This is a genomic window from Virgibacillus pantothenticus, assembly GCF_018075365.1.
Lineage (GTDB): Bacteria > Bacillota > Bacilli > Bacillales > Amphibacillaceae > Virgibacillus > Virgibacillus pantothenticus.
The window spans coordinates 3,773,205-3,795,085 of record NZ_CP073011.1 but is presented as its reverse complement, the minus strand read 5'-3'; the positions used below and the strand labels follow the sequence as shown (position 1 = coordinate 3,795,085).

Annotated in this window: 18 protein-coding genes, 1 pseudogene and 1 riboswitch; of the genes and pseudogenes, 18 read left to right on the top strand and 1 reads right to left on the bottom strand. The window is 40.5% G+C overall.

The features are described 5' to 3' along the window. Positions 1-260: 260 nt before the first annotated feature. The 13 genes from KBP50_RS17570 (at position 261) to purD (ending at position 14,513) form a co-directional block, all read left to right on the top strand. A complete protein-coding gene (locus KBP50_RS17570) occupies positions 261-872 on the top strand; it encodes a DUF2179 domain-containing protein (protein WP_050351712.1) in 612 nt (203 codons plus the stop codon). Between the two features lie 136 nt (positions 873-1,008). After that, positions 1,009-1,109: riboswitch (purine riboswitch) on the top strand. Positions 1,110-1,746: 637 nt separating this feature from the next. Next, complete coding sequence (gene purE / locus KBP50_RS17565; RefSeq protein WP_050351711.1) at positions 1,747-2,232, top strand: 5-(carboxyamino)imidazole ribonucleotide mutase; 486 nt, start codon at positions 1,747-1,749, stop codon at positions 2,230-2,232. After that, on the top strand, positions 2,219-3,346 hold the full coding sequence (purK, locus tag KBP50_RS17560; protein ID WP_050351710.1) for a 5-(carboxyamino)imidazole ribonucleotide synthase: 1,128 nt from the start codon (positions 2,219-2,221) through the stop codon (positions 3,344-3,346). Before purE ends, purK begins: the two co-directional genes overlap by 14 nt. Beyond that, entirely contained in the window at positions 3,346-4,641 is a 1,296-nt protein-coding gene (purB, locus tag KBP50_RS17555) for an adenylosuccinate lyase (protein WP_050351709.1), read from the top strand. The genes purK and purB overlap by 1 nt, the downstream gene beginning before the upstream one ends. Positions 4,642-4,651: 10 nt before the next feature. Then, on the top strand, positions 4,652-5,365 hold the full coding sequence (purC, locus tag KBP50_RS17550) for a phosphoribosylaminoimidazolesuccinocarboxamide synthase (RefSeq protein ID WP_050351708.1): 714 nt from the start codon (positions 4,652-4,654) through the stop codon (positions 5,363-5,365). Then, on the top strand, positions 5,362-5,610 hold the full coding sequence (gene purS, locus KBP50_RS17545) for a phosphoribosylformylglycinamidine synthase subunit PurS (RefSeq protein WP_050351707.1): 249 nt from the start codon (positions 5,362-5,364) through the stop codon (positions 5,608-5,610). The genes purC and purS overlap by 4 nt, the downstream gene beginning before the upstream one ends. Further along, the gene (gene purQ, locus KBP50_RS17540; RefSeq protein ID WP_050351706.1) at positions 5,610-6,293 is read left to right on the top strand and encodes a phosphoribosylformylglycinamidine synthase subunit PurQ; all 684 of its coding nucleotides are present in this window, start codon (positions 5,610-5,612) and stop codon (positions 6,291-6,293) included. Before purS ends, purQ begins: the two co-directional genes overlap by 1 nt. Next, positions 6,277-8,505 (top strand): phosphoribosylformylglycinamidine synthase subunit PurL, encoded by a 2,229-nt coding sequence (gene purL / locus KBP50_RS17535; RefSeq protein WP_050351705.1) that lies wholly within the window; start codon positions 6,277-6,279, stop codon positions 8,503-8,505. The genes purQ and purL overlap by 17 nt, the downstream gene beginning before the upstream one ends. Then, positions 8,481-9,899, top strand: coding sequence for an amidophosphoribosyltransferase (purF, locus tag KBP50_RS17530; protein ID WP_050351704.1), 1,419 nt, complete (start codon positions 8,481-8,483; stop codon positions 9,897-9,899). The genes purL and purF overlap by 25 nt, the downstream gene beginning before the upstream one ends. Before the next feature lie 182 nt (positions 9,900-10,081). After that, complete coding sequence (purM, locus tag KBP50_RS17525) at positions 10,082-11,101, top strand: phosphoribosylformylglycinamidine cyclo-ligase (protein ID WP_050351703.1); 1,020 nt, start codon at positions 10,082-10,084, stop codon at positions 11,099-11,101. Beyond that, a complete protein-coding gene (purN, locus tag KBP50_RS17520; protein WP_050351702.1) occupies positions 11,098-11,673 on the top strand; it encodes a phosphoribosylglycinamide formyltransferase in 576 nt (191 codons plus the stop codon). Before purM ends, purN begins: the two co-directional genes overlap by 4 nt. Beyond that, on the top strand, positions 11,670-13,202 hold the full coding sequence (gene purH, locus KBP50_RS17515; protein ID WP_050351701.1) for a bifunctional phosphoribosylaminoimidazolecarboxamide formyltransferase/IMP cyclohydrolase: 1,533 nt from the start codon (positions 11,670-11,672) through the stop codon (positions 13,200-13,202). The genes purN and purH overlap by 4 nt, the downstream gene beginning before the upstream one ends. An 18-nt stretch (positions 13,203-13,220) precedes the next feature. Next, positions 13,221-14,513 (top strand): phosphoribosylamine--glycine ligase, encoded by a 1,293-nt coding sequence (gene purD, locus KBP50_RS17510; protein WP_050351700.1) that lies wholly within the window; start codon positions 13,221-13,223, stop codon positions 14,511-14,513. Positions 14,514-14,943: 430 nt separating this feature from the next. On the opposite strand, the gene KBP50_RS17505 is transcribed toward purD, so the two are convergent. Next, entirely contained in the window at positions 14,944-15,105 is a 162-nt protein-coding gene (locus KBP50_RS17505) for a hypothetical protein (protein WP_156875283.1), read from the bottom strand. A 570-nt stretch (positions 15,106-15,675) separates the two neighbouring features. Here KBP50_RS17505 and KBP50_RS22800 point away from each other — a divergent pair. From KBP50_RS22800 to KBP50_RS17485, 5 genes and pseudogenes are all read left to right on the top strand, one after another. Further along, positions 15,676-15,884 (top strand): annotated as a pseudogene (locus KBP50_RS22800) (transposase zinc-binding domain-containing protein); the annotation flags it as partial. Positions 15,885-15,948: 64 nt separating this feature from the next. Further along, a complete protein-coding gene (locus KBP50_RS17500; protein WP_050353457.1) occupies positions 15,949-17,187 on the top strand; it encodes an MFS transporter in 1,239 nt (412 codons plus the stop codon). A 1,210-nt stretch (positions 17,188-18,397) separates the two neighbouring features. Further along, entirely contained in the window at positions 18,398-20,182 is a 1,785-nt protein-coding gene (locus KBP50_RS17495) for an adenine deaminase C-terminal domain-containing protein (protein WP_232231333.1), read from the top strand. A gap of 210 nt (positions 20,183-20,392) precedes the next feature. Next, entirely contained in the window at positions 20,393-21,412 is a 1,020-nt protein-coding gene (locus KBP50_RS17490; RefSeq protein ID WP_050351698.1) for a DUF3048 domain-containing protein, read from the top strand. Between the two features lie 18 nt (positions 21,413-21,430). Beyond that, positions 21,431-21,727 (top strand): YerC/YecD family TrpR-related protein, encoded by a 297-nt coding sequence (locus tag KBP50_RS17485; protein ID WP_050351697.1) that lies wholly within the window; start codon positions 21,431-21,433, stop codon positions 21,725-21,727. Positions 21,728-21,881 lie beyond the last annotated feature (154 nt).

The window sequence follows — 21,881 nt, the reverse complement described above, 5'->3', positions numbered from 1 at the left end:
CGCAAGCAAATAATAAAATTTTGTAAAACAATCATGAACAAAAAATTATTTCATATGAATGGAAAATGGGGTATGCTTAGAAAGCGAATTGAAAAAAAGGAATGAATAAGTTCGAGTTTACACCGTTTAATGACCGGTCATGATTTGTCTGCAGATGTTGGATGTAATATTCCTAAAAGCAAGCAGAGCGATGAATGCTATGTGTTTAAAACATCGGACTTTTGAACATCCTCTTAACTTAAGATATGGGAGGGCTTGATGTGTTAAGTAATGCAATTGTGATGGTAACCATCATTTTAGTAATTAATATCGTCTACGTTTCACTATCAACTGTACGGATGATTTTAACACTAAAGGGACGGCGTTATATAGCTTCCTTCGTTAGTATGTTTGAAATTGTTATTTATGTACTGGGACTTGGGCTTGTATTAGATAATCTTAATGAAATTCAGAATTTAATCGCTTATGCCATTGGTTTTGGAATAGGTGTCATTTGTGGTTCGATGATTGAAGAGAAGTTGGCGCTGGGATATATTACGGTGAATGTAATCTCTTCTAATCCAGACATTTCCTTTACGAAACAGTTGCGTGATAAAGGATATGGAGTGACAAGCTGGTATGCATATGGCATGGAGGGCGATAGGCTTTCCATGCAAATTTTAACCCCACGTAAGTATGAGCTCAGACTTTATGAAACGATTAAACAAATCGATCCGAAAGCTTTTATTATTGCTTATGAACCGAAGCAAATCCATGGAGGGTTTTGGGTTAAACAAGTACGTAAAGGCCGCTTAATGAACCCGAAGAAAAAGGCGGAAGCAGAACTGAAGCAGCAACAGGTTAAAACGAGTGAACAAAAAGGACAGAAATAAAGAAAGTACTGTTTTTCAAACGTATAGTACAGTATTAATCGAATTAATCATTAAAAACCGAACATTATTTTTTGTTAATGAAAATAATGTTCGTTCTTTTATTGACAGTTGTGCAATATCTTGTTATTCTTGAATCGACAATAAAACATCGGCTCCTCATATAAAACTGAGAATATGGCTCAGAAGTTTCTACCCAGCACCGTAAATGACTGGACTATGAGGGAAGTAGGATCGTGTGGCAGGCACGTCTGTTTCGTTGTACACAGAAACAGGTCTATTCTCTTCTCTCATCGATATGAGGGTAGCAGGATAGACCTGTTTCTTAATCTTGTAGAATAAGAAAGTATAAACTTAGGTGCTTGGAGATAACGAAATAACCGAATAGTCACGTCCGGCGCATGAGCCCAGCAACGATGCGACTTTAGAAATGCGCCCTCCGATAAGGCCTCATCGGTTCGTCACTAAGAGGAAGGCCGACTAAAAACGGGCTTGCCGCTCAGGCGTTGGCATACCCCTGTTTTTAGTGGCATGATTCCTTTATCCCGTAAAAAGGCGTTGGGGTAACAGCACCTAAATCCCCGATTCGTTCAACTAACAATCAGCGGGGATGGAAGAACCCCCCCGCTGATGGAAGGTTCACTTTATCTTTAGTTGATTCGTTCCATTCGCTACGTTGCTAAACGGGCGCCCCGCGCCTTTGTTCCACTATACAAAAGTATAAGATTTTTTGGTTTATAGTATAAGAAAACAAAGGCTTCCGCCATAAGACTTGGCGACAAGCCAAGTTTTTCTAAATAGAAGCAAGCGTATCTGTAGTCATTCGCAACTTATTTTCACATGCTATTAAAATAAAAATAATAAGGTGGTCAAAACAATGATTGGGGTAATCATGGGCAGTATTTCTGATTGGGATACGATGAAGCATACTTGCGATGTATTGGAGCAGTTGCAACTGCCATATGAAAAAGAAATTATGTCAGCACACCGTACGCCAGACGATATGTTTACATATGCGAAGTCTGCAAGAGAGCGTGGAATCAAAGTGATTATTGCTGGTGCTGGTGGGGCAGCTCATTTGCCAGGGATGGTAGCATCACAAACCAATCTTCCAGTAATCGGTGTACCCGTGGAGAGCAAGACGTTACAAGGACTGGATTCGCTATTATCGATCGTACAAATGCCTGCTGGTGTACCAACTGCTACCGTTGCCATTGGCAAAGCAGGTGCAAAGAACGCTGCGATTCTGGCAGGGCAAATTGTAGGTACATTTGATGAAAAAGTAGCAAGGCAGCTGGACGATTATCGAAATAAGATAAAGGCAGACGTTGCAGAAATGAGGGACGCACTTGCAAAGAAATAATGGTATCTTACCTCCTAAAACGATTGGAATTATTGGCGGCGGACAGCTTGGTCGGATGATGGCGATCGCAGCTAAATATATGGGTTACCGGATTGCAGTTCTTGACCCAACTGCCGATTGCCCGACAGCGCAAGTTGCGGACCATTCGATCGTTGCTGCATACGACGATATGGAAGCTGTAAAAAAATTAGCTGAAGTATCAGATGTGATTACGTACGAGTTTGAAAATGTAAATTTACCAGCAGCGGCTTTTTTAGAACAGCAAGGCAAGCTCCCACAAGGTGCTTACGCATTAGAAGTAACACAAAATCGCGAAAAAGAGAAAACAGTCATGCAAGAGCTCGGTTTACCCGTAGCGCCCTTTGCGATTGTTCGAAGTGCAGAAGAATGTGAACAGGTATTCCACAATTTCCCGCTTCCTGCTGTAATAAAGACGTGCAGGGGGGGATATGATGGCAAAGGTCAGCTAAAAATAGAGGATGCGTCGCAGATTGCCGCGGCTTGTGCGTTTGCAGAAGAACACTGCCATTGTATTATAGAGCAGTGGCTATCTTTTGATAAAGAGGTATCCGTCATTTTTACACGTTCTCAGATTGGTGAGATTACCTTTTTTCCCATTGCGGAAAATGAGCATCGGAATCATATTTTATATCAGACATCGGTACCTGCTGCGATTCCGAAAGTGGTAGAGAGGCGTGCGATGAAAGCAGTAGAAAAGCTGGCGCATCATATGAATATTGTCGGTACATTTGCTGTGGAGCTATTTATACAAGGAGAGGCAATTTATATGAATGAAATGGCACCACGCCCACATAATTCTGGACACTATACGATCGAAGCATGTACGGTTTCCCAATTTATGCAGCATATCCGAGCGATTTGTCAGTTACCGTTGCTTGAGGTTAGTCTTCTACAGTCAGCGATAATGGTCAATGTTTTAGGTGCAGAGTTGGAAGAAGTTGTTCAGCTTTTACCGAAAGCATATGCAGGCTTTGTTCATTTATATGGAAAAAAATCAGCGAAACCAAATAGAAAAATGGGGCATATTACCTTTATTGGCGATACAATAGAGAACGTGCAACAACAAATGAAGACATTTTGGGAGGCAAAATAATGATTGGACGTTATACAAGAGAAGAAATGGGAGCTATTTGGACGGAAGAAAATAAATTTAAAGCATGGCTTGAAGTTGAAATTTTAGCTTGTGAAGCTTGGAGCGAATTGGGTGTCATTCCCAAAGAAGATGTACAAAAATTGCGTGCCAACGCCTCATTTCATATCGATCGTATTTATGAAATTGAGCAAGAAACGCGTCATGATGTCGTTGCTTTTACAAGGGCGGTTTCGGAAACGCTAGGTGAAGAAAAGAAATGGGTACATTATGGGTTAACTTCTACAGATGTTGTAGATACCGCACTTTCCTATTTAATCAAACAAGCAAACAACATTATTCGTCAAGATTTACATCGGTTTATTAAGATTTTGAAAGAAAAGGCAATGGAGCATAAACATACCGTAATGATGGGAAGAACGCATGGAGTCCATGCAGAGCCGACTACCTTTGGATTAAAGCTGGCACTTTGGTACGAGGAAATGAAACGGAATCTGGAACGATTTGAAGCAGCCGCAACATCCATTGAGTTTGGAAAGCTATCTGGTGCTGTTGGTACGTATGCAAATATTGATCCTTATGTGGAGCAATACGTGTGCGATAAATTAGGATTAACACCAGCACCTGTATCTACACAAACCCTTCAGCGTGATCGTCATGCAGCTTATATTGCTACATTAGCTTTAATCGCAACGTCGATTGAAAAATTTGCAACCGAAATTCGCGGACTGCAAAAAACGGAAACGCGAGAAGTAGAAGAGCGTTTCGCTAAAGGACAAAAAGGTTCTTCTGCTATGCCGCATAAACGGAATCCAATCGGTTCAGAAAATATGACTGGTATGGCAAGAGTGCTGCGTGGTTACGTAACAACAGCTTATGAAAATGTCGCACTATGGCATGAACGGGACATATCCCATTCCTCGGCGGAAAGAATAATTTTGCCAGATGCGACCATCGCACTTGATTATATGCTGAACCGCTTTAGTAACATTGTAAAGAATTTAACGGTCTTCCCAGAAAATATGAAGCGAAACATTGATAAAACACATGGAGTTATTTTCTCACAACGTGTGCTGCTCGCTTTAATCGACAAAGGGATGAGTCGTGAGGCAGCGTACGACACGGTACAGCCAAAAGCGATGCAAGCATGGGAAACAGGAACCCATTTTAAACAGCTTGTCGAAGAAGATGAAGTGATTACAGCCCATTTATCTAATGCAGAAATTGAGGATTGCTTTGATTATACGTACCACTTAAAAAATGTCGATCAGATTTTTGAAAAAATCGGATTAATATGAGGTGAATGAAATGAAGGGTGCCTTACTTTATGAAGGAAAGGCGAAGCAAGTGTTTAAAGCAAACGGGGAAGCAGGGAAGCTTGTTCTTTCCTATAAAAATGATGCTACCGCCTTTAACGGGGAAAAGAAATCGGTTTTCCCAGGTAAAGGGCGCTTAAATAACGAAATAGCTTCACATATTTTTTCCATTCTGCAGGGCAAAGGAGTAGAGACACACTTTATTGAGCGTTTAAACGAAACAGAACAGCTTGTTCAACAAACAGAAATTATTCCCTTAGAGGTCGTCGTTCGTAATGTTGCCGCTGGCAGCATTACCAAACGCCTCGGAATTGAAGAAAGAATGTGCTTTGAATCACCGATAGTAGAGCTGTTTTACAAAGATGATGCCCTTGGAGATCCATTCATTAATGATGAACATGCATTATTTTTAACAAATGTTACACGAACGGATTTAAAGGAAATCAAAACGAAGGCGTTAGAGATTAACAGACATTTACAGACCATTTTTCAAGCTATACGTATTCTATTAGTTGATTTTAAACTAGAGTTCGGCCGATTAGCATGTGGATCGATTGTGCTTGCTGATGAAATTTCGCCGGATACTTGCAGACTTTGGGATGTCGAAACATTTGAAAAACTCGACAAAGATGTCTTTCGTCACGGGACTGGTGATTTGTTGACTGTTTACCAAGAAATTTTAAATCGACTGGAGGAGCAGAAATGAAAAAAGTAATGGTGCATATTACGCTCAAAGCAGGTGTGCTTGATCCACAAGGGAAAGCAATTCAACATTCTTTGCATGCTTTAGGCTATACAGAGGTAGAAGATGCGCGAGTTGGAAAAATGATTGAATTACAAGTTGAGGAAGGTCCAGAATTAGAAACTCGCATAACGGAAATGTGCGATAAACTATTAGCTAATCCTGTGATTGAAAACTATCAATTTACGATAGAGGAGGCTGTTTGCTAGTGAAATTTGCCGTGGTTACCTTTCCAGGTTCTAACTGTGATAAAGATATGTATGAAGCGGTGAAAAACATATTAAAAGCAGATGCTGATCTATTATGGTATGAACATGCGAATCTGGAAAACTATGATGCCATTCTATTGCCAGGTGGATTTTCATATGGCGATTATTTACGCACAGGGGCGATTGCAGCTACTTCGAATGTGATGCAGCAAGTGAAGCAACATGCAGCACAAGGAAAGCCTGTACTAGGTGTATGTAATGGATTTCAAATTCTAACTGAATCAGGATTGTTGCCTGGTGCATTATTGCGTAATAAAAATCTATCCTTTATGTGCCATCAAGAGACTCTTATCGTTGAGAACAATCAAACGATATTTACAACTACGTATACCAAGGGTGAAAGAATTCAATTGCCAGTTGCCCATGGTGAGGGGAACTATTACTGTGATGAAGTTACGTTGCGAGAATTAACGGCAAATGAACAAATTGTTTTCACCTATCAGAATAATCCGAATGGATCGGTAGCAAACATTGCCGGGATTGTGAATAAACAGGGAAATGTACTCGGAATGATGCCGCATCCTGAACGAGCTGTAGAACAATTGCTAGGTAGTGTGGACGGCTTACGATTATTTCAGTCATTGATTCATAATTGGAGGGAAATTTATGTTGCAAACGCATGAAATAAGTCCGGAAGAAATTGAAAATAATGCGCTTTATCGCGATATGGGGTTAAGTGATGAAGAATATCAAATGGTGAAAACGATTTTACAGCGCAGACCGAATTATACGGAAACAGGGATCTTTTCGGTGATGTGGTCGGAGCATTGCAGCTATAAATCTTCCAAGCCACTATTGAAAAAATTCCCAACCAAAGCGCCACATGTACTGCAAGGTCCGGGAGAAGGGGCAGGTATTATTGATATTGGCGATCAGCAGGCAGTTGTTTTTAAAGTAGAAAGCCATAATCATCCTTCTGCTGTTGAGCCATACCAAGGTGCTGCTACAGGGGTTGGCGGAATTATTCGTGATGTTTTTTCCATGGGGGCACGCCCCATTGCACTGCTAAATTCATTGCGCTTTGGTCCACTGACGTATGAACGGACGAAATATTTATTTACAGGTGTGGTTGATGGGATAGCTGGTTATGGAAACTGCGTCGGCGTTCCAACGGTAGGAGGGGAAGTGCAATTCGATGATTGTTATCAGGAAAATCCATTAGTGAATGCGATGTGTGTCGGTCTCATCGATCATGACGACATCCAAAAAGGAGTTGCGGCTGGGGTAGGTAATACGGTTATTTATGCAGGAGCTCCAACAGGGCGTGACGGCATTCACGGGGCCACCTTTGCTTCGGATGATTTAGCAGAGGACTCGCTAAAAGATCGTCCAGCGGTGCAAGTTGGTGACCCATTTATGGAAAAGCTGTTAATTGAAGCATGCTTAGAGGTCATTCAGTCAGATGCAGTCATTGGCATGCAAGATATGGGAGCAGCTGGATTAACTTCCTCTGCCAGCGAAATGGCAAGTAAAGCCGGCACAGGGCTGGAAATGAATTTAGACTTTGTTCCGCAACGAGAACAAAACATGTCGGCATATGAATTAATGCTGTCTGAATCTCAAGAACGGATGTTACTCGTAGTTAAAAAAGGGCGTGAACAAGAAATTATCGAAGTATTCCAAAAGCACGGCTTGCAAGCTGTAGCAGTTGGAAAAGTCATTGAAGAAAAGGCATTTCGAATTTTTCAGCATGACAAGTTGATGGCTGATATTCCGGTAGATGCTTTAGCGGAAGAAGCTCCGGTCTATCATTTGCCTGCAAAAGAGGCAACCTATTTTCAAGCTTTTCAACAAATGGAAGACACCGTCCCAGCTGTTGGCGATCATGCACATATATTGAAGCAATTATTGCAGCAGCCAACGATTGCTTCTAAAGAATGGGTCTATGATCAATATGATTCCATGGTACAAACCAATACTGTCGTTACCCCAGGATCTGATGCAGCGGTAGTGCGTATTAAAGGGACAGATAAGGCATTAGCTATGACAACGGACTGTAATTCCCGTTATATTTACTTAGATCCGGAGACAGGTGGGAAAATTGCCGTCGCAGAAGCAGCACGAAACATCGTTTGTTCAGGTGCGAAGCCATTAGGTTTGACAGATGGGCTGAATTTCGGAAATCCAACCAATCCAGAAGTATTCTGGCAGATGGAAAAAAGTGTTGAAGGAATGGCAGCAGCTTGTGACGTATTAGCCACACCAGTGGTTAGCGGAAACGTATCGCTATACAACCAATCAGGAGGAAAAGCAGTATTTCCAACGCCGGTTGTTGGGATGGTTGGTTTACATGAATCACTAGAGCATATTACGCCAAGTTTCTTCCAGCATGCTGGTGATACGATTTATGTGATTGGAGAAACGGATTGTGCTTTTGGAGGCAGCGAGTTACAGCTATTGCTTCATGGAAAATATGAAGGAAAAGCCCCGCAGATTGATTTACAAGTAGAGAAAAGGCGGCAGGATCAACTATTAGCTGCTATTCAACAAGGAATTGTTACATCAGCACATGATATTGCAGAAGGTGGTTTAGCGGTTGCCTTAGCGGAGAGTTTATTTGCCGATCAAAAGCTTGGAGCAGCTGTACAACTAAATGGAGATCCAACGACTATATTGTTTAGCGAAACGCAGTCTCGTTTTATCGTAACCGTTCGTGAAGATCAGAAAGAAAGCTTTAAGAATGTGGTGGAAGATGCTATAGAGATTGGAAAAGTTACAAATAATGAAATGCTTCATATTTCTATCAATGGAGAGAAACTGGTTTCTGAATCTGTGCCTTCATTACAAGAACAATGGAAAGGAGCCATTCCATGCATGCTGAAGACAAAGGCATAAATGAAGAGTGTGGTGTATTTGGTATATGGGGTCATGAAAAAGCGGCTGAACTTACGTATTATGGATTGCATTCCATGCAGCATCGTGGTCAAGAGGGGGCTGGTATCGTCGTTAGTGATGGCAGTCAATTAAAAGCTCATAAAGGCTTAGGATTAGTGAATGACGTTTTTAAGCATGCGAACTTTTCCACATTGCAGGGTGATGTAGCTATCGGGCATGTGCGTTACTCGACACAAGGCGCAAAGACGTTAGAAAATGTACAACCATTATTGTTTCATTCACAAAAAGGGAGTATGGCACTCGCACACAATGGTAATTTAGTTAATGCGTATGCATTACGATCAGACTTAGAAGAAGAAGGAAGTATTTTACAAACATCATCTGACACAGAAGTATTGGCACATTTAATAAAGCGTAATGGGAATGAAGTATCAGAAGAAACCATCACAGAAGCTCTAAACCAAGTGACAGGTGCTTATGCGTATTTAATTTTAACGGAAAATCAGATGTTTGTTGCCCTCGACCCGCATGGTATCAGACCTTTATCAATTGGCAGGCTTGGAGATGCATATGTCGTTGCCTCTGAGACTTGTGCCTTTGGACAAATTGGTGCAGTGTTTGAGCGAGAGGTATTACCTGGGGAACTCATTATGATTGATCATGGTGGTCTTATATCGACAAGATTTGCGATGCGGGAACAGCGGAAAATGTGTGCCATGGAGTATGTCTATCTATCACGCCCCGATAGCGATGTCAATCATGTTAATGTTCATGCGTCGCGGAAAAACATGGGGAAGGAGCTTGCAAAAGAGGCTCCTTCTAACGCTGATATTGTCGTTGGCGTCCCTGATTCCAGTACATCTGCAGCCATTGGCTATGCAGAAGAGAGCGGGCTTCCGTATGAAATGGGGATTATTAAGAATCGCTATGTTGGGAGAACATTCATCCAACCTTCACAAGAATTGCGGGAGCAAGGGGTAAAAATGAAGCTGTCACCCGTACGAAGCATCATTGAAGGAAAGCGCATTGTCATGATTGATGATTCGATTGTTCGGGGGACAACGAGTAAGCGGATTGTGCAGATGCTTAAAAAGGCGGGTGCAAAAGAGGTGCATGTCCGAATCGCTTCGCCGGCTATTCAGCATCCTTGCTATTATGGGATTGATATGTCGACAAGAGAAGAGTTAATCGCAGCCAATTATGAACTAGAAGAAATAAGCAACCTTATTGGGGCAGATAGTCTTGCGTATTTGTCAGAGGCAGGAATGGAAAAAGCCATTTTAATAGATAAGACGATCCATCAAGGCATCTGTACAGCTTGTATGACTGGTAAGTACCCTTTGCCAGTTGACGGTCCCAAAAAGCCCTTTTATCCCGCATGCGAGGTGCTGTAGGATTACCGCTTCAAGATTTGGAGGTAAAAACAAACAAATCGATGAGAGATAACAGCATAAAAAGCCCAATTTGTTCACGGGTCTTTTGTAGTACGAACCATTCAGTAGAAGATGGAGGATAACTCCTCCTGAATAAAGTTTCACTTTATGAGCTGTTTACTATAGGAAAAGGAGAAGTGACAATGGCAGCTGACTTATATAAACAAGCTGGCGTAGATGTAGAAAAAGGCTACGAGGCTGTGGAACGGATGAAAAAGCATATTCAGCGGACGAATAAAAAGGAAGTGCTTGGAGGGATTGGTGCATTTGCAGGTCTGTTTGATCTCTCGGGGTTCTCTTATAAGGAACCTGTATTAGTTTCGGGTACAGATGGAGTAGGAACGAAGCTAAAGCTTGCGTTTACCATGAACCGACATCATACAGTTGGGATTGATTTAGTAGCTATGTGCGTTAATGATATTGTTGCACAAGGTGCAAAGCCACTCTTTTTCCTAGATTATATTGCTTGTGGCAAAAACGATCCTACTCAAATCGAACAAATTGTTGCAGGAGTTGTCGAAGGATGCATCCAGGCAGATGTGGCTTTAGTCGGTGGTGAAACAGCAGAAATGCCTGGGATGTATCAGGCTGGAGAATATGATTTAGCTGGTTTTACTGTGGGAATTGCCGAGAAGAAGGAGCTTATTACTGGAGAAAGTATTCGAGCAGGAGATGTGGTGATTGGTTTATCGTCAAGTGGAATTCATTCCAATGGTTACTCACTCGTTCGAAAAATAACTGCTGAGCTCTCCTTTAATCAATCATACGGTCTAAGCCAAACACTAGGTGAAACGCTCCTTACTCCTACGCGAATCTATGCCAAACCGATGCAAATCCTCATAGAAACGGGATATATAAAAGGGGCTGCTCATATTACAGGTGGAGGTTTTTATGAAAATCTGCCTCGTATGTTACCTGAGGAATTAGGTGTAGAAATCAATACACAAACATGGGAAGTGCCAGAAATCTTTCCGTTTTTACAGCAACAAGGAAATATTCCAATGCAGGAAATGTTCGGTGTATTTAATATGGGCATTGGGATGGCTATCGTCGTTTGTAAGCAGCATGTGTCCCAAATAATGGAACGATTAACAACAGAAGGGGAAGATGTTTCCATTATCGGTTCAGTGGTTGAACAAGAAGGAGTGCACATACGTTTATGAGTCGAGTAAAAGCAGCTGTGTTTGCTTCAGGAACAGGCAGTAATTTTCAAGCGATGCTTGAAGAGCGGGATCTGGCATGCGAGATCGTCTTATTAGTATGCGACAGACCTGGTGCAGCAGTGATTGAAAAGGCAAAGCAAAACCGGATTCCTGTATATACGTTTGAACCAAAACGTTATGCAACGAAAGAAGCATATGAAAAAGAAATACTGACCGTATTACAACAAGCTGGTATATCGTGGATTTTCCTTGCGGGATATATGCGCATTATTGGTCCGTGCTTGCTACATGCATATCAAGGGAAGATTGTTAATATTCACCCTTCTTTATTACCTGCTTTCCCAGGGAAAGACGCGATTAAACAGGCTTTTAACACAAGGGCAGAAAAAACAGGAGTAACTGTTCACTTTATTGATGAAGGAATTGATACGGGACCAATCATCGCCCAACAGGTAGTAGATATTTACCCATCCGACACGATCGATTTATTAACGAAACGAATTCAAAAAGTAGAGCACCAGCTATATCCAAGTGTGATTAAACAATTAATACAAAATGAGGGAGATTTATGAAAAAACGTGCATTAATTAGTGTATATGACAAGCAAGGAATTACTTCGTTTGCTGAAAAACTAGTCGAAGCAGGCTATGAGATTATTTCAACCGGTGGAACGCTACACACATTACAGGAAGCAGGTATTCCTGCGCTCGCCGTTGAAGATATTACTACTTTTCCGGAAATTTTGGGTGGTCGAGTTAAAACATTGCATCCCATGATTCATGGCGGATTACTCGCAAAACGAGACAACAGCGAACATCTGCAGCAACTTCAAGTCAATGATATTACGCCAATTGATCTCGTAGTTGTCAATCTTTATCCATTTAAGGAAACCGTGACAAAAGAAGCTGCTTCCCACGAAGAAATTATTGAAAATATTGACATTGGTGGTCCTTCTATGCTGCGAGCTGCTGCCAAAAACTATCAGGCGGTAACCGTTATTGTGGACCCGGCAGATTATGAGTGTGTATTACAAGAGATTCAACATGGAGCAGTAACGATGGAAAAGCGGAAACAATTCGCTGCAAAGGTATTTCAACATACAGCAGCGTATGATGCGCTTATTGCAGCATATTTTACGAAAGAAATTGGGGAAGCATTTCCAGATCACTACACGATTACATATGAAAAAGTACAGACGCTTCGTTATGGGGAAAATCCGCATCAGGCAGCGGCTTTTTACAAACAGCCAATTACAAAGCAAGCTGGTCTTGCTGCGGGCGAACAATTACACGGTAAAGAACTTTCTTACAATAATATTCAAGACGCTAATGCAGCCTTAGATATTTTGGCAGAATATAACGAGCCAACTGCCGTTGCTGTCAAGCATATGAACCCATGTGGCATTGGTACAGCAAGTTCCATCTCTAAAGCATTTGCGCATGCATATGAGGCAGACCCTGTTTCGATATTTGGTGGAATCGTTGCTTGCAATCAAGCAGTGGATAAAGAAACAGCGGTACTATTAAGTAAGATCTTTTTAGAAATGGTCATTGCACCAGGGTTTACTGCAGAAGCACTTCAGTTATTAACGGAAAAGAAGAACATTCGCCTTATTAAACTAGATGTGCAAGCTGATAAAGTAATCGAAAACAAATATACTTCTGTTTCTGGCGGGATGTTAATTCAAACGAAAGATCAGGAAAAAGTAACTGCTTCAGATGTTACTGTTGTTACGGAACGGGAACCATCCGAAGAAGAGTATCAGCAATTACTGTTCGCTTGGAAGGCGGTAAAACATGTAAAGTCGAACGCGATTGTACTGGCAAAGGGAAATCGTACTGTAGGTATTGGTGCAGGGCAAATGAATCGGGTTGGCGCTGCAAACATTGCTATTGAGCAAGCTGCGGAGCACGCACAAGGGGCCGTTATGGCATCCGATGCGTTTTTCCCCATGCCGGATACGGTGGAAGCAGCTGCTAAGGCAGGCATTACAGCCATTATTCAGCCAGGAGGTTCAAAGCGCGACCAAGATTCGATTGATGTCTGTAATCAATACGGGATAGCGATGGTTTATACAGGTGTACGTCATTTCAAACATTAATTCGAGAGGGGACGTTTCATGAATATTTTAGTCGTTGGTCGCGGTGGCAGAGAACATAGTATCATAATGAAATTAACAGAAAGTAATCTGGTAGCTAATCTTTATGCTGCACCAGGAAATGGCGGGATGAGAGAGCAGGCAACTTGTGTCCCGATTGATGAAATGAACACACAAGGGCTAATTGCCTTTGCCAAAGCAAAGGCGATTGACTTAACCATTGTCGGTCCGGAAAATCCATTAAATGCAGGCATTGCTAATGCTTTTCTAGCAGCAGGCTTACGTATCTTTGCTCCTACTAAAGAAGCGGCTCTGTTGGAGGGTAGTAAGCAATTTGCTAAACAGTTTATGGACAAGTACGACATACCTACTGCCGCTTATCGAACATTTACAGATGTAGAGGAAGCGAAAGCTTATATAGAATCACAAGGTGTACCTATCGTCATTAAAGCAGATGGACTTGCTGCTGGAAAAGGTGTTATCGTAGCTACAACGAAGCAAGAAGCCTTTGCAGCCGTGGAAGAAATGCTCGTCGAAAAAGCATTTGCAGAAGCAGGAGCGACGATTGTAATGGAAGAATTTTTACAGGGAAAAGAGTTCACGTTAATGGCCTTTATTCACAACGATCAAGTATATCCAATGGTACCTGCTCGTGATCATAAACGAGCATTTGACAATGACCAAGGACCAAATACTGGCGGGATGGGGGCGTTTGCACCAGTTCCAGATGTAACACAAGAAGATCTGGACTACGCTTGTGAGCATATTTTACAAAAAACGGTGAATGGACTTATGGAAGAAGGAAGGCCGTTTACTGGGATTCTTTATGCGGGACTCATGAAAACGGAAAACGGTCCAAAAGTAATTGAATTTAACACGCGTTTTGGTGACCCAGAAACACAAGTTGTTTTGCCGTTGTTAAAGAATGATCTTGTGCAAGTCGTTTTAGATGTTATAGACGGAGTGGATCCTCAGCTTGAGTGGGAGCAAAAAGCTTGTGTAGGCGTAGTCATAGCTGCTAGTGGCTATCCAGGTGAATATGAAAAAGGCCTAGAACTGCCTGTTCTACCTGATACAAAAGCAATGATCGTTCATGCAGGAACAAAAGAGGTCGGCGAACGCATAGTTACAACTGGAGGCCGTGTTTTGGTGTCAGCAGCAATTGCAGCAACGTTGGATGAAGCTGCCTTCGCTGCTTATGAACCACTCCATGTATTCGAGAATCGGAAGGATTTCTTTTATCGTACCGATATTGCGAGTCAGGAACTGAAACATAAGCAAATAGTACATAATAAAGAGGTTGGGAATAAGTAAAAATGCAATTCTAAAGCTGAACAAAGGTTTTCTAAAACTTCGGAAATATACGTTGACTCCAGCGGATGAAAAGGCATCTGAAACTTCACAGAGCGACAACACCAACCGCCTGTGGAAAGCAAAGTATATTTCCGAGCGAATTAGGCGACTGTAATAACTAGTTGTTCGATTTTCATTTGATAAAACAATTATGTCCCTGCTTTTGGTTGTATTAAAAAAATTCCTATCATCGTTCTGTCAAATTTTTCGTTTTCCTAAGGGATCTTTAGCTGCTGTTGTTCCTGGAGTCTACATACGATAAAGAGGAAAAATTCTTGGGTTCTGCTAAATAATTTCTTTAGCTTTTGTTTCTCGAACTGCCCGACTCTTGTACTTACAGATAACTTTTCAAAAATATTAGATATATAATAGTTCCAATAGAATAATTTAGTTATAATGCAATCTCTTTATTTGTATATTCATTGCAAATTAAATTAAGTATTTCCTTGGTTCTAGATGTATCTCCCGGAAGAATGGTTATTATTGATAATAGATTTACATTACAATCTAGCCATGCTTTTACTTCATCCATTGATAAAGATGAGTATCTCATGAGGTGGGGCCAAAGAATATTAGTATCTCCAAATTTATCGAATCATCGGATATTGCCTAAAACCGATCACCGTTTTTTAAGACCGATATTTCTATGAAATATATCGTTCAATATACTGTGGTCGTATCACTAATAAAGTGTTACGGTTTTTTTATTGTATAGTCAACTATAAAATTAGGTACTTGGGGATAACGAAATAACCGAATAGCCACGTCCGGCTCCATCGCCCAGCAACTACTTTAGAAATGCGCCCTACGATAAGACCTCATCGGTTCGCCTCTAACGAGGAAGGCCGACTAAAAACGGGCTTGCCGCCCAGACGTCGGCATACCCCTGTTGCAGTGGCATGATTCCTTTATCTTTAGTTGATTCGTTTCAATCGCTACGTTGCTAAACGGGCGCCCCGCGCCTTTGTTCCACTATAGGAAAGTATAAGATTTTTTTGGTTTATAGTATAAGAAAAACAAAGGCTTCCGCCATAAGACTTGGCGACAAGCCAAGTTTTTCTAAAAAGAATTAAGAAGGTATAAAATTTGGCTCTACCACAGTGATTGCAACTGTAGTATTTTAGTGTATAAAAAAATTATAAAACGAATCTTTTTTGATGAGCGTCAACATTGGGAAGCATTTAAAAAGAAATATAGAGAACGAATCCGTCCAATTTATTAAGAGGTGGAAAAATTTTGAAACTGTGGAGATCCAAAAATGGATTTAAACTCTATGTTTGTGAAGCATGTCATGACGTTCGACATGTGCCTTTTCGCTGTAAAGGACGTTTTTGAACGACGTGTTCTGTTGGGGAAGCGAAGAACGGAGTCGTGTACTGACAAACGGGGGGATGGAATGAATAGTAGCAAAAGTTATAAATGGATAGTTCTTGTTATCGCCACATTAGCACAGACTTGTGCTACATTTGTGACCTATGGAGTTGGTCCACTTGCAACTTTTTATCAACAATCACTAGATCTTTCTCAATTTGAAACAGGTTTGATTGTATCCGCAGTGAATATTGGACCTATTTTTTCAATGATTATTTTTGGGGATTTAATGGATCGGTATGGAGAAAAATGGAGCATAGGTGTTGGGGCGATCTTACTTGGTCTCAGTATGTCATTAGCTATATTTGCCAATGATTTTTATTTCTTATTATTTATTCTGTTATTAGTTGGTGTTTGGTATGGAACAGCTCAACCAGGAGGAAGTAGCATAATTGTGAAATGGTTTCCAAAAAGAAGAAGAGGGCTTGCCATGGGAATTAGACAAATGGGCATTCCCTTAGGGGGAGCGTTGGCTTCCATTATATTACCATTTATGTACTTTACATTTAATTTAAATGGAGCCATTATCACTCAAAGTATAGTGGTTATAACAGGAGGAATATTATTCTTATTTATTTATAAAGACATTCCATTTTCTTTCAATCATCAAAAAGAGCAACAAATCAAATTAATGGAAAAGATAAATGCAGTAAGAAAAAATAAATCCTTATATCCAATATTTTATATAGGCTGCAGCATGATATCTGTTCAATTAATTATAGTCGCTCACTTAATGAGTTATTTTAATAATGAACTTGATAAAGAACTAAATGTGGCAGGAATGTTTTTAAGTATAGCCTTAGTTGGAGGTTTAATTGGTAGGGTTGCTATATCCTGGATAAGTGATTCATTGTATCAAGGAAATCGAGAAACACCGTTGCAAATAACGATACTTTTAACCAGCATAGTTATGGTTTTATTGGTCTTATTACCTGAAAATACAACAAATTTCCTTTTTGCTGTGGTTACTTTCCTATTTGGTTTTCTTGGTATGGGGTGGTTTAGTTTATTCATTGTTTTACTTTCTGAACGGGCCCGCCCAGAATTAATATCTCTTACAGTAAGTTTTGGTCTAACACTAAATCAACTTTTCATTGTTTTTTCTCCAGCTGCTTTTGGTTTCATCGTTGACATGACAGGGAATTATGTTTTTCCTTTTATCCTTTTAGCAATTGTTGTCTTGATTGGTCCGGTATGGCTAGGGAAGAGCAGTAAGGATAACTTAAATGCTCAACATCCTAAGATGAAATCTCGTTTATTTTAAAAGATAAGAAAGCATAAAATTAGGTGCTTGGAGATAACGAAATAATCGATTAGCCGGGTCTTGCGCATGAGCCCAGCAACGGATGCGACTTCACGAAATCCCAGGCGATAAGGCCTCATCGGTTCGCCTCTAAGAGGAAGGCCGACTAAAACGGGCTTGCCACCTAGACGTCGGCATCCCCCTGTTGCATGGGCATGATTCCTTTATCTTTCGTTGATTCGTGCCCTTCGCTACGTTGCTAAACGGGCGCCCCGTGCCTTTGTTGATGTTAAGTTAGCTGCTTTCTGTAAAGCAATTCCATGTTTTGGTATCAAAAAATCTGCTGAAATTTATATGAATTTTTATTGTAGTAGAGGGCTAAGAGGTGGTCTGTACCGTTTAAAAAGAGTCTAAACATAATTGCACGATACTGCATTCTGTCTCAATCATGATAAAATCTTAAATTACTTAAAGGACATTTTCCCGTTAATTCTCCAGGATTTGCACTCTATTAATTTCGTTATAAGCTGAGAAAAAGTAGCCTTTAAAGTTACGGAGTCTGGTACTAGAAACCCAAAGTTCAACTTAAAAGCAATATTATCATCAAGGTGTTTCACAAAAGCCTTGTTGTTGTTCCAAGCATCTATTTTCTTTTTAAGTTGTATCGTTGCCCGACTTGAGAGCGTTAATAGGAGGATTGCCTTTTGACGAGTTATGAATTCAGAATGCGGGTTACCTCACAATAACGAAGGAGAGATATTTTAGAGGGAGTACTTGGGCTAAGGATGGTGTTGGATAATTATTCTAATTTGGTTGATTTAACTAATTAGGCTCCCTTGGTAAACAAGACAACGTCTCATTTTTTTGTATCTCTCCAATAAATCCAAACATGTAGTAGTTTATTAAAACAAATAATAATGAACGTTTACAAAATTGAAACAATATAATGGGCAAAAATATGGTAGAATGAAATAACACCATTATCTTATGGGATTTTTTTCCTTTTCACTTGTTCCTTTGAACGTTACATGTTAATGTACAAGGAAGCGGATGAAAAATTTTGTAAAATGGAAGAATCTATTCCGTACAAATATATCTGAAACACAAAAAAGCATGTAAAACAACTTAAGTATGATCTATGAAGAAATTAACGGGTATTGCGTTTGCCGATTCCATGAAATGGTTGGTATTCTATGAATGGCAACACTTCCGCAATGATACCTAAATATAAATGTTTGATGAAATGAAATATATTGGAGAGATGCTAATGTTACGAAACGGATTTTATTGGAGAAATCGAGAGATGCGTCAGCATGTCCGGGTCATTGATGGGGAAGTGGCTCCGACAATCGTGCTGAAGAATGCAACATATCTGAACACGTATACCAAACAATGGTTAAAAGCTGTTATTTGGATTTACGAAGATCGAATTGTTTATGTTGGAAATCAAATGCCAGCTAACTTGCACAATGCAGAGATTGTAGACTGTAAAGGGAAATATATTGTTCCAGGTTATGTGGAACCACATGCCCACCCTTTTCAATTGTATAATCCGGAACAACTAGCTTTACATGCAGCTAAGACAGGTACAACAACATTGATCAATGATAACTTATTGTGGTTATTTATGTTAGATAAAAAGAAAGCGTTTTCTATATTGGAGGAATTTAGTAAGCACCCGGTATCAATGTATTGGTGGGCTCGCTTTGATCCGCAGACAGAGTTGCAGGGAGAAAAAGAACTTGATTTGTTTCAAACAGAGGACGTTTTAGCATGGATTAAACATCCTGCGGTTCTCCAAGGTGGGGAACTTACGTCGTGGCCGGATTTATTAGCGGGTGATGATATTTTATTATATTGGATTCAGGAAACGAAAAATCAGCGTAAACCTGTGGAAGGACACTTCCCTGGCGCTTCTGAACGGACATTGACAAAAATGAAACTGCTTGGGGTTAATGCAGATCATGAATCAATTTCTGGAGAGGAAGTCATGCGACGTCTTCGACTGGGCTACCATGTTGGCTTGCGGCATTCATCGATACGCCCTGATTTGCCAAAGCTTATCGAAGAGATACTGGCAGCTGGCTTGACGACTTTTGAAAATGTGTCATTTACGACAGACGGAGCGACGCCTTCCTTTTACGAAGCTGGTCTCATCAATCAGTGTATAGAAATTGCGATAGAAAAAGGAATACCAGTGGAAGAAGCGTATTTAATGGGGAGTTATTACGCAGCTAAACATTTGCGGATGGAAGAACAGCTTGGCAGTATTGCTCCTGGGCGATTTGCACATATAAATATTTTACCTGAAAAGCACATCCCGAAGCCTGAAAGTGTCTTGGCAAAAGGAAAATGGATCGTCAAAGGCGGAGAGCAGCAAAAAATTAAACCTCATATCCAGTGGCAAGCTTACCAGATTAAGCCGCTGGATTTAGATTGGGAACTAAGTAATAAGGAATTACAATTTTCCGTTCCAATTGGCTTGGAAATGGCAAACGATGTCATTATGACCCCATATCCTATTGAAGTGGATATTACGGTAGAAGAGCTACCTGCAGAAACGACCGATGCTTTTTTACTTTTGCTTGACCGAAACGGAAAATGGCGTGTGAATACTACGTTAAGGGGTTTTACGAATCAGTTGGGTGCCATTGCTAGCTCCTATTCTGTTTCCGGGGATTTTATATTTATTGGAAAGAGAAAAAGTGATATCTTACTAGCTGGTAAAAGGTTAAAGGAATTAGGCGGAGGGATTGTTATCGTCCATCAAGGTAAAGTATTATTAGAAATTCCACTTGCGCTTGGTGGCATGATGTTTGCCGGAGAGATGGACGAACTAATTGGAAAAGAAAAAGAATTAAAGCAGATTCTTCAATCTTTCGGCTACCCTTTTTCCGATCCTGTTTATACAATATTTTTTCTGTCCTCCACTCATTTACCTTATATTCGTATTACACCACTGGGTTTAATGGATGTGAAGAAAAAGGAGTTATTATTTCCCGCGACAATGTGTTAGCTTATAATAAAGAGGAAATATTTTCTAGTGAATCTGTGAAAAGATGTATTGTAAAAATTACTCAAATATAAGATGTTCAAAAAGTCTATAGATCATAATTCTTCGGTTAGCACTGCAATTCGTTAGCTTAAAGCAGTGCTGATCAGAGTTTTTTTGTATACTTTCCTTTTTGAGCATACCATGTATGGAGTAATTTAAAGGAGGGGTATAGTGAAGAAAGTATTATTTGTGCTGTTCACCTTGATGCTTGTTTTTATGGCAGGATGCAAAGATGAAGTAAATAATAACCAAGACAAGCATTCCGAACTGTCTAAAGATCAGGATAGTACATATGCATTTACAGGTTTGCCTGCTGATGGACCGACAAATAACCGAATGGTTGCAGTGATGGTTAATAATCATGCTAAAGCAAGACCACAAACGGGCCTATCACAGGCAGATATCGTTTTCGAACTGTTAGCGGAAGGTAATATTACACGATTTTTAGCTCTTTATCAAAGTGAGCTTCCTTCTGTAATCGGACCTGTCCGCAGCGCTCGGGAATATTATTTTGATTTGGCACATGCATATGACGCGATTTACGTTTACCATGGAGCAGCTGACTTTATTGACCAAATGATTCAGGATAAAGGAATTGACCACTTGAATGGTTCGCTTTATGATAATGATGGTATCTTATTTAAACGTGAATCCTTTCGTAAGCCGCCGCACAATTCTTATCTGCAATTAAATGCTCTGTATGATAAAGCAGAGGAAAAAGGATATGATGTGACTGCCGCGTACGAAGCCTTGCCATTTGCAGAAGCCGGATCAGAAGTTACAGGTACTCCTGCGACATTGGCGAAGGTTGGTTATTCAAACAATCCTAGTGAAGTGGTACAATATACGTTTAGACAGGACAGCGGGAGCTATATCCGTAGTAATGGTCAGCAACAAACGATCGATATGGAAACGGAAGAGCCGATTGAAGTGAGCAACGTATTAATTATGGAAGCACACCATGAAGTGATTGATCAATCAGGACGTCGCGCAATCGACTTAGATTCTGGTGGTAAGGCTTATTTATTACAAAAAGGTGTCTTGCAGGAAGTTGAGTGGAAAAGACAAGCTGGAAGAATCATCCCCGTAAAAAATGGCAAGGAAGTTCCATTTGTTCCAGGAAAAACATGGATTAATGTGATTCCGAAACAACCTGGATTACAAGAGATTGTAACGATATCAAGTGAGTAATGGGGAGGAGGGCGTGATGTGCAAATTGATAAATTACGAGGAAAGCAATTGGATGAATTATTTGACGCAATTTTATCACTAAAAGATAGAGAAGAATGTTATCGTTTTTTTGATGATATAGCGACAATGTCTGAGATTCAATCATTATCTCAGCGATTGCAAGTAGCAAAAATGTTAACACAAGGCGCTACCTATAATGCTATAGAAGAAGAAACGAACGCTTCGACTGCTACCATTTCACGGGTTAGAAGATGCATTAATTATGGTAGTGATGGTTATCAGCTCGTCTTAGATCGAATAATGAAAGATAAATAGAAAAGCTTTATCAAACTCGTCGCCTTTTTGGCGGCGTTTTTTATAAGATAATAAAGCATAAAATTAGGTGCTTGGAGATAACGAAATAACCGAATAGCCACGTCTGGCGCATGAGCCCAGCAACGATGCGACTTCGCGAAATCGCCGAAGCTCA